The sequence below is a fragment of the Lentzea sp. NPDC054927 genome (genome assembly GCF_053610285.1).
The window spans coordinates 1-7,587 of sequence record NZ_JBSGXZ010000090.1; the positions used below are offsets into that span (position 1 = coordinate 1).

A 7,587-nucleotide genomic window follows, 5' to 3' on the forward strand; every position below is an offset into this window, starting at 1 on the left:
TCGCCGAACAGGTTGGATGTGGTTACAGGCCTGTTGATGTTGAGTTGGTGGTACTTGCAGACGCCATCAGCAGCTAGCGGAGGCGGGCCAGCGCCGACTCGATCAACGGGTGCAGGTCGTCCACGTTGTCCGGCAACGAGTCCAGCGGCCACCACTGCAGATCGACGGACTCGGCCGACCGAACCGGCTGCGCCCCAACCGGTGCCCGCACCAGGAACCGCACGTCGAAGTGCCGCGTCGGCTTCCCGAGCGAACACGTGATCGGGTGCACGTCGAGGTGGATCGGCGTCGGCTCGATGCGCAGCCCGCGCATCCCGGACTCCTCGGTCGCCTCACGCAACGCGGCAGCGGCCAAAGACACGTCTTCAGGCTCGCAGTGACCGCCCAGCTGCAGCCACCGGCCCACGCGCGGGTGCAGCGTCAGCAACGCGTGCTCCGCAGTGGCGTCCAGAACGAGCGCAGAGGCCGTCAAGTGCCCCGGCTCGCAGGAACGCCGGCAGGCGTCCTCACGGGCCGCCAGGAAGCCCAGGTAGGCCTCCTTCAGCGCGTCCTGTCCGGTGAAACGGCTCAGCGTCGAGACCGCGTCGGCGTGCAGTGTCACAGCTCGATCAGCCCTTCCAGCGGCTCGCGCGGCGTCAGCGGCTCGGTCGGGTGCCCGACCGCCACGGCGCCCAGCGGCTCCCAGTCCTCAGGTACACCCAGCACGGAACGCACGAGGTCCGCGCAGAAGATCGTCGACGACACCCAGCACGAGCCGAGGCCCTCGGCGGCCAGCGCCACCAGCAGGCCCTGCACGGCGGCGCCGCCGGCGACCGTGAACATCGTCTTCTCGGCGTCGGCGCGGCGGTCGTCGGGGTACGCGTGCGAGCCGTCGCGGACCAGGAACGGCACCACGATCTCCGGCGCCTCCACCAGCAGGTCGCCCCGCCGCAGCCGGCGCGCGATCTGCTCCTCGGTGAACCCGTCGCCGCGCAGGTCGGACGTCCACTGCTCGCGCATCGCCCGCAGCAGTTCCGCGCGCTTCTCCCGCACCAGCACGAACCTCAGCGGCTTTGTGTGGTGCGGCGCGGGCGCGGTCAGCGCCGCCCCGACAGCTCGCCGAAGCACCGCGAGATCGACGGGCTCGGAGGAGTAGAACCGCACGGACTTCCGCATCAGCACGGCCTCGGCGCGGCCCTGGGCCAGCGCCTCCTCGGTGCCGAGCCGGAACAGGTCCTCCTCGGTCGGCCGCACCAGGTCGCGGGCCGTGGAGCCGTCGTCGACCACCTCGAACCCGCGCAGCACCGCCACCGGCACCGCGCCGAGCTTGCCCTTCACCAGGTCCGCGGCCGACGCGATCTCGTCGGCGATCGCGACCATCGTCACCGCGAGCTCGTTGCCGTGCTCGTCGACAGCGCCCGCGTAGTCGTGCAGCACGCGGATGCCGGACGAACCGATCGCGGCATCGGTCTGCCCGATTCGCCACGCGCGGCCCATCGTGTCCGTGACGACCACCGCGACCTCGACGCCGAGCAGCCCCTTCAACGCGCCGCGCAACGCCGCGGCTGACCCGTCCGGATCGACCGGGAGCAGCGCGATCTCGTCGCCGGCCACGTTCGAGGCGTCGACCCCGGAGGCGGCCTGCACGATGCCGAGCTTGTTCTCGGTGATCAGCGTGCGCATCTTGCGGGCGATCACCCGCACCGACTCCGCGTCGACGTGCTCGCGCCGGATCCGGTCCCGTTCCTCCGGATCGGAGGGCACGCGAACCAGCCTGCCCTCCACTTTGGACAGGATCTTGGACGTGACGATCAGCACGTCGCCGTCGCGCAGCCAGGGTGCGGCCTTCGCGATCGCGGCGGCAAGATCGTCGCCGGGGCGAAATTCCGGCAGGCCCGGTACCGGCAGCAGCTCCAGCGCCGCCGCGGCGTGATCAGTCAACTTCGACTCCGGCCAGCTCCAGCGCGGCACGGGCCATCTGCGCCGTGGCGTCCACATCGGACATCAGCAGCGGAACCGCGCGCACCGCGACACCGGGCACGTCGGCACGGTCGCCGGTGTGCACCAGCCACGCGTCCAGGATGCCGTCCTCCGAGCACTTGCGGGAGCCGTAGAGCCGTCCGACGGCCTCGGCGGAGGTCTCCACGCCGATCGCGTCCAGACAAGCGTCGGCCATGCCCCGCAACGGTTTCCCACCGATGATGGGGGACAGGCCGACCACGCCGGCCTCGGTCTTGCGCAACGCGTCGCGCACGCCGGGGATGTTCAGGATCGTGCCGATGCTGACCACGGGGTTGGACGGGGCCAGGATCACCGCGTCCGCCTCGGCGATCGCGTCCAGCACGCCGGGCCCGGCGGTGGCGGTCTCGGCGCCCACGAACGCGAACGACAGCGCGGGCAGCGCGGCCCGGTGCTTGACCCACCACTCCTGGAAGTGGATCGCCTTCGTTTCGCCGTCCAGCTCGACGACGACGTGCGTCTCCACCCGGTCGTCGGACATCGGCAACAGCCGCACGCCCGGCTTCCAGCGGTCGCACAGCGCCTCGGCGACGGCCGACAGCGGGTAACCGGCGCGCAGCATTCTGGTGCGGACCAGGTGCGTGGCCATGTCGCGGTCGCCGAGCCCGAACCACGACGGCTCCGCGCCGTACGCGGCCAGCTCCTCCTTGACGGTCCACGACTCACCCGCGCGGCCCCAGCCGCGTTCGGTGTCGATGCCGCCACCCAGCGTGTACATGCAGGTGTCGAGGTCGGGCGTGATGCGCAGTCCGTGCATCCACACGTCATCGCCGGTGTTGACCACCGCGGTGACATCTGCCCCGAGAGCTTTGAGTCCCTGGAGGAACTTCGCGCCGCCGACCCCGCCGACCAGTGCTACGACCTTCACGCCGTCCCATGCTTCCACAGTGGCCCGGTAGGCCTACAGGTAGCGCCAGAACATGAACGCGATGGCACCGCCGCCTGCCGAGCTCGTGTCGCCTCCGACGAGCTCGAACACCGAGGACGCCGCCTGGAAGAACAACCTGTTGACCTCGGAGAAGCCGATCAGCACGGCGAACAGGATCAGCGGCGCCCACGGCCGGGCCTTCGCGCCGAACTGCTGCGCCTGGGGCGACATGAACGGTTCCAAAACACCCCAGCCGTCCAAACCGGGAATCGGCAGGATGTTCAGCACGAACGCGATCACCTGCAACAAAGCCAGGTACGAAATCGCGCCGGCGAGGGCGGCCGGCGGCGAGAAGAGTGTGACGATCAACGCCAGCAGCACGCCGATGACGAGGTTCGTGACCGGTCCGGCGAGTGAGACCAACGACTCGATCTTCTTCGACCGCAGCGCGTGATGATTGATCCACACGGCGCCGCCCGGCAGCGGGATTCCGCCGAACGCGAGCAGCACCAGCGGCAGCACGATGCTCAGCACCGGGTCGGTGTAACGGCGGATGTCGAGGGTCAGATAACCCTTGTCGCGTACCGAAAAATCGCCGCCCTTGTACGCGACGGCGGCGTGCCCGAACTCGTGCAGGCACAGCGTCACCGCCCACCCGGCGAGTACGAAGAGGATGGTGCCCGAGATGATGGCGACGTCACCTTCGAGCAGGGTGAGTGCCCCTCCCGCGGCTGTTGCCGCGAGCAGGCCGAGGAACAGTGGACTGGGGCGCACCGCTGATCGCTTCACCCCACCAGTGTGGCGTGTCGGCTGGCGTCGTGGGCCGTTCGGGGACCCGTTGCGACACCTGAATCACTGTCCGTGCTGCCAGTCAAGGTTTTTGCGGCCATCCGCGCGAATATCCCCCGACGTGTGGACTCCGCTTGACCGCCCGCTGTGACGCAGGTGTAATCACATCGGTGTCATTCGTCGTTGTGGGAACGGCGACTGGCGTCCGCCAACCGGGGAGAGCGGAAGGCGAGGAGGCGGACGAAATGCAGGAATTCGAAGAGCTCGAAGAAGATCACGTCACGCAGCCGGTCGTACAGGGCGAGCTGTCGTACCTGTTCGACCCTGCCGACGAGCAGGACTGGCAGGAGCGCGCGCTTTGCGCACAGACCGATCCCGAGGCGTTCTTCCCCGAAAAGGGTGGTTCGACGCGGGAGGCCAAGCGCATCTGCCTGGGCTGCGAGGTGCGTTCGGAGTGCCTTGAGTACGCACTCCAGCACGACGAACGCTTCGGCATCTGGGGCGGTCTCTCGGAGAGAGAGCGTCGCAAACTGAAGAAGCGAGCCGTCTAGTCGGACAGAAGCGTGATCTTTCTGCCTTAACTTGAGGACGTGACAAGTCCTCACCCGAGGCTCCGGACCGCGCCGGTGCTGTGCGTCCTGGTCTGCCACGACGGTGACCAGTGGCTCAGCACGGCGCTGTCCGCCTTGCGGCGTCAGCGAATTCGTCCTCGGCACGTGATCGCGGTCGACACCGGATCAACCGACCGAACGGCAAAGGTGCTGGCAGAGGCCGGAGATCTGCTGGACGGCGTGCTCACCGTGCCCCGCGGCACCGGTTTCGGCACTGCCGTGCGGCTCGGCGTCGAGCACGCTGTCGAACGGTGGGGCGATCCCGGCAAATGGCTGTGGTTGCTGCACGACGACAGCGCGCCCGAACCCGACTGCCTGGCCGCCCTGCTGACCGCGGCCGAGGTGTCGCCGTCGGCTGCCGTGCTGGGTCCGCTGTGCCTCGATTGGGTGGATTCTCGTCTGGTCGTCGAGGCGGGTTTGTCGACGGATTCTTCAGGACATCGACAGACTGGCTTGTCCTCGGCGGAGCATTCCGCGTCGTTCCAGCAGAGCACCGAGGTCCTCGCCGTCTCGTCGGCGGGATCGTTGATCCGGCGCGAGGTCTGGCACGCGCTGGGCGGTTACGACGAGGCCATGCCGCTGCTGCGCGACGACGTCGACTTCGGCTGGCGCGCTAATCGCAGCGGTCATTTGGTCCTGTGCGTACCGGTCGCACGCATGCGTCATGCGCGCGCCGCGACTAAAAGCCTGCGTCGTTTGGACGCGGCCATGGCGCGTCCGGGTCCATCATTTCGTGGCGTCGACCGCGCGCACGGCATGCGTACATTCTTGGTCAATTGTTCAACTTTCTCGTTCCTCATCGGACTTCCGCGGCTGCTCTTTCTGTCGCTGCTGCGCGCCGTGGGCTTCTTGTTCCTCCGGCGTTTCGCGGACGCACACGCCGAAGTGGGAGCCGCCCGCTACCTCCTGACCAGAGGCCGCCTGTTCGAAGGCCGCCGGGCACGCCGCGGTTCCGCCGTCGTGCGCGGCCTCTTCACCAGCAGACTCACCAGATTCCGCAACGCACTGCGCGCCGGCGCGACGTTCCTGATCCGCCGCCGCGTGGAAGCCGACGCCGCGCTGGGTCGTTTGCCCGCAACCGACGCCAGTTCGACGTGGCTCGAACCGTCCGAAGTGGACTCCCGCGCGTTCGGCCCCGCCGCCCTGCCCGCCGGCGCCTCCCGCGGCCGCCCGCGCGTCGCGGGTCTGCGCCGCCCCGCTGTCGTCGTTCCCGTCGACGCCGCCCTGCCCGGTGCGCTTCGTCCTACGCCGAAGCCGCGTCCCTCGCCCGGCCCGCGCGGTGCCTCGCCCGGCATGGTGTTCGTCGAGGTCGACCAGTCGCGGGTGCTGCGGTCCTTGCTGCTGGCGCCGCCGGTGCTGCTGTTGTTGTCGCTGTCCGTGGTTGCGGTGGTGGCGAACTGGTCTCGTTTGGGGCTTTCGCTCGCGGGTGGTCGGCTGCTTCCCGTCGGCTCGGCCGGGTCGGTCTGGTCGACGTATCTGGCGTCCTGGCATCCGGTGGCGGGCGGCACCGCGGCTCCGGCTCCCGCTGCGTTGGCCGTTCTCGGGCTGATACCCGGTGGTCCGTCGTTCGCCGTCGCCTTGCTGTTGCTCGGCGATATCCCCCTCGCAGCGTTGTCCGCCTACATCGCGTCACGCGGCATGCGCGTACGGCGTTCCGTGCGCGCGGTGGTGGCCGCGTTCTACGGGTTGCTGCCCGTCGCTACTACTGCCGTGGCTGAGGGACGTCTGGACGTCGTCGTCGTCCACGTCGTGACGCCCGTGGTGTTCGCCGGCGTGTACGCGGTGTTGCGCGCTTCTTCGACTCACGCGTGGCTGCCGATGGCTTCCGGTACCGCGATCGGCGTTGCGGTGTTGGGCGCCTTCTCGCCGTTGACCCACGTTGTGACGATCGTGGGTGCGTTGGCCGGGTTCGTCGCGGTGTCCGGCGGGGCACGGCGGATCGCCGCTCTGTTCGCCATCGTGTTGTTGCCGATGGCGCTCTTGTTGCCCTGGCCTGCGGTTTTGTTGCAGCACCCGGAGAAGGTGCTGAACGGTCTTGGTGCGGCGTTCGAGTCGCCGCCGCCGAATCTGATCGTGTGCTCGGTGTTCGTGGCCGCTGCGTTTGCCGCTGCTGTGTTGCGGCCCAGCGCTGCGATGTTGCCGGGGCTGTTGGTGATCGTGCTGGCCATTGGTTCGTTGGCTGCGGTGGTTGCTGTGAAGGCTTGGCCTGGGACGCCGTTGGTTTTGTTGGCGTGGGGGCTGGTGTACGTGGTGCTGGCCGGGTGTCAGCGCGGGGTGGCGCCTGGGGTGGCTGGGCAGGTCCGGGTTCGGCGGGCTGTGTACGTCGTTGGGGTTGTGACGCTGGTCAGCCTCGGGGTGGCTGGGTTTTTGGATCTTCGAGCCGGGCCGTTGAAGGCTGACGGTGGGGTTCGGTTGTCGGAGTCGTTGACGGCTGAGTTGGGGCGGACTGGGCGGTCCGTGTTGATTCTTGGCGGGCCGGGTTCCGGGGTGTCGGGTTCTGGGGTGCCGGTTCGGCAGGTGGCTGGGCGGATGCCTGCTTTTGGGGATGACGATCTGGTGCCCACCGTGTCGTCGCCTGCTCGGCTTCGGCGGTGGAACACGTCGTTGCTCGAAGGGGCGCCTGTGGTGGTGAAGACGACGTTGGCTCAGGCGGCTACGTCCGGGGTGTCGTTCGTGGTGTTGCCGTCGGAGGAGGTGGCTGGGCGGATTCGGTCGGCTGCTGGGGAACTGGTTTCCGTGGCGCCGGCGGCTTCGGATGGGCGGCCGGTTCTGCGGTTGCGGTTGGCTGCGGATACCGGGGTGTTGTTGGGGCCTGACTTGGCTCGGCGGGCTCGTACTGGTGGGGAGCCTCCGGCTGAGTTGGCGGCGGCTGGGGTTTCGCCGGTGAATCTTTCGCTGCCGGATGTTGCGGTGAAGGTTTCGGCTGGTGGGGAGGGGCGGGTGCTCGTTCTTGCCGCTGAGGACGAGCCTGGGTGGACGGTTTCGGTGGATGGGGTTCGGGTGCCGGTGGTTCGGGCTTGGGGGCATTTGGTCGGGGTGCCGTTGCCGTCTGGTGGGGCTGAGGTTCGGGTGGAGATGGGTTCGACTTTGAGGGATTTTTTGTTGTTGGCTCAGGGGGCTGCGGGGTTGTTCACGTTGTTGACTGCTGTGCCTAGTCGGCGGCGTTCGCCTGGTCCGTAGGGGGTTGGGTTGCGGGCGGCGAGTTTGGGTTGCGTGCTTCCCCTGGGGGACTCCGTCCCCCAGACCCCCTGCCAATCTGATCAGGGGGTCCGCGCCACTCGCGGGTTGATGGCACGCCTGTTGCGTTGGGCGGAGTTACGT

General features: G+C 68.7%; 6 protein-coding genes. 2 read left to right on the forward strand and 4 right to left on the reverse strand.

From position 1 onward, the window contains the following. Window positions 1-73: 73 nt before the first annotated feature. Genes ACWGE0_RS45450 through ACWGE0_RS45465 form a run of 4 tightly spaced genes read right to left on the reverse strand, consistent with a single transcriptional unit; the run spans window position 74 to window position 3,655 of the window. A complete protein-coding gene (locus tag ACWGE0_RS45450; RefSeq protein WP_030473320.1) occupies window positions 74-601 on the reverse strand; it encodes an NUDIX hydrolase in 528 nt (175 codons plus the stop codon). Then, window positions 598-1,920, reverse strand: coding sequence for a coenzyme F420-0:L-glutamate ligase (locus ACWGE0_RS45455; protein WP_452267061.1), 1,323 nt, complete (start codon window positions 1,918-1,920; stop codon window positions 598-600). The genes ACWGE0_RS45450 and ACWGE0_RS45455 overlap by 4 nt, the downstream gene beginning before the upstream one ends. Then, window positions 1,913-2,866, reverse strand: coding sequence for a 2-phospho-L-lactate transferase (cofD, locus tag ACWGE0_RS45460; protein ID WP_452267062.1), 954 nt, complete (start codon window positions 2,864-2,866; stop codon window positions 1,913-1,915). Before cofD ends, ACWGE0_RS45455 begins: the two co-directional genes overlap by 8 nt. Before the next feature lie 33 nt (window positions 2,867-2,899). After that, window positions 2,900-3,655 (reverse strand): site-2 protease family protein, encoded by a 756-nt coding sequence (locus ACWGE0_RS45465; protein ID WP_452267063.1) that lies wholly within the window; start codon window positions 3,653-3,655, stop codon window positions 2,900-2,902. A 245-nt stretch (window positions 3,656-3,900) separates the two neighbouring features. Between ACWGE0_RS45465 and ACWGE0_RS45470 the strand changes: the two genes are divergently transcribed. Together ACWGE0_RS45470 and ACWGE0_RS45475 are read left to right on the forward strand one after the other, a co-directional pair. Next, window positions 3,901-4,206 carry a WhiB family transcriptional regulator gene (locus ACWGE0_RS45470; RefSeq protein ID WP_051784712.1) on the forward strand — a complete coding sequence of 102 codons (306 nt, stop codon included), beginning with the start codon at window positions 3,901-3,903 and terminating at the stop codon, window positions 4,204-4,206. 39 nt (window positions 4,207-4,245) lie between these two features. Then, a complete protein-coding gene (locus ACWGE0_RS45475) occupies window positions 4,246-7,446 on the forward strand; it encodes a glycosyltransferase (protein WP_452267064.1) in 3,201 nt (1,066 codons plus the stop codon). Window positions 7,447-7,587: the final 141 nt, after the last annotated feature.